Raw genomic sequence first — 1,318 nt, 5'->3', positions numbered from 1 at the left:
TCGGGATTGAAAGAGATGTTTAACAAGCAAGGGAGCAGTGGCGCCCTTCCTTCAGATTTTAACCACTTTCAACAATCAATGGGCAGTGGTGGTGGCGGTGGTGGCGGCGGCGGCAGCAAAAACACGCAAAAATGGCAAGAAGAACTTAAATACAAAGAGCCCGCAGGGGGTGCTGGATCAAAAGAGGCAGCAGATGCTTTTTACGCACAAGAAGTGAAAAAAGCCGAACAGAACACGGTAGGACAAGCAGCAAAAGGCCAAGACGTCTACGAAGAAGCCAGTGAAACACAAAAAACCATTAACAAGCTCCTTGACGAACTTGGAAGTACTAAAGATTCGGGTAAAATTCAAGGCATTCAAGCACAATTATCAGCAATACAAGCAAAACTCCAAACACAAGTTCTCCAAATGCAAGCCGCCGCGATGATTCAACAAGCGGAATACAAAGCTGCCGAACAACGAGCTTACGAAGAATTTGCAGCGCGATATGCAGATTATGCCAAAAAACTCGGTGGTCAATAAACGGAAGAAAAGAGGGGCTTGAATATGAACAAGATCATCATAACAACATTGCTACTTTGCACAGGGCTGATCACCACTGGCTGTGAAAAAACCTACAGCGTAGAAGAACTTAAAAAAAATAAAAAACTGATGGAAGAAGTATTAGTGAAATGTTTGACGTCAGGGGATTTGAATTCGAAAAATTGTAAAAATGCAGAGCAAGCTGAATTTGAAACCCGTAAAAAATGGGGAGGCTTTGGCTCGACAAATGACGATAAACAAGAATCTGAAAAGAAACAGGACAATAAATAATGAATAAAGTTCTCATAACAACATTGCTGCTTTGCACAGGGCTTATGGCTGCTGGTTGTGAAAAAACCTATAGCGTCGCTGAATTTAAAAAAGATAAAAATTTACGCTTCGAGTGGGATGCTAGATGTGGATTTGCAGGAACTTCAAAGAATTGTGAAAACATGCGGTTAGCATTTTTAGAACTTCAAAAAGAATATGAAGCAAAAGCAGCAGAAAGAAGTCGTAAAATTGACGAAGAAAATCGCAAATCAATGGAAAAATTGAAAGCTGAACAAGACGCTTGGATTGAAAAAATGAGAGCTAAACGAGAAGCAAGAGAACGCGCTAAAAGAGAAGCTGAACAACAACAAAATAACCATTAAGACATAATGAAGAGCGGAGCATCTAAATGGCAATAGTAACCAAAGGCGTATTTACTGACATAGATGATATGTTGATGAATCCCATTACAAAAACAATGGATAACATCTATTGCGCTTTAGCTGCTCAACTTAAAGAACCTTAC

General features: G+C 40.1%; 3 protein-coding genes. All 3 read left to right on the top strand.

Going from position 1 to position 1,318, the window contains the following annotated elements; translation table 11 throughout:
* Positions 1 to 522 (top strand): type IV secretion system protein (locus ACFIL8_RS10420; protein WP_375689709.1); only part of this gene is annotated, 522 nt, incomplete at its 5' end.
* 24 nt (positions 523 to 546) lie between these two features.
* A complete protein-coding gene (locus ACFIL8_RS10415; protein WP_375650055.1) occupies positions 547 to 813 on the top strand; it encodes an EexN family lipoprotein in 267 nt (88 codons plus the stop codon).
* A complete protein-coding gene (locus tag ACFIL8_RS10410; protein WP_375650047.1) occupies positions 813 to 1,175 on the top strand; it encodes an EexN family lipoprotein in 363 nt (120 codons plus the stop codon). Before ACFIL8_RS10415 ends, ACFIL8_RS10410 begins: the two co-directional genes overlap by 1 nt.
* Positions 1,176 to 1,318 lie beyond the last annotated feature (143 nt).

The organism is Bartonella sp. AP57NXGY (assembly GCF_042195805.1).
In the GTDB taxonomy this organism is placed as follows: Bacteria; Pseudomonadota; Alphaproteobacteria; order Rhizobiales; family Rhizobiaceae; genus Bartonella.
Note: the sequence above shows the minus strand (reverse complement) of the source record. Positions and strands in the feature narration are given on the sequence as shown.

What these genes read in the sequence shown, in the direction of transcription:
- ACFIL8_RS10415 (WP_375650055.1), top strand. Translation starts at nt 547, where the DNA reads ATGAACAAGATCATCATAACAACATTGCTACTTTGCACAGGGCTGATC.
- ACFIL8_RS10410 (WP_375650047.1), top strand. Translation starts at nt 813, where the DNA reads ATGAATAAAGTTCTCATAACAACATTGCTGCTTTGCACAGGGCTTATG.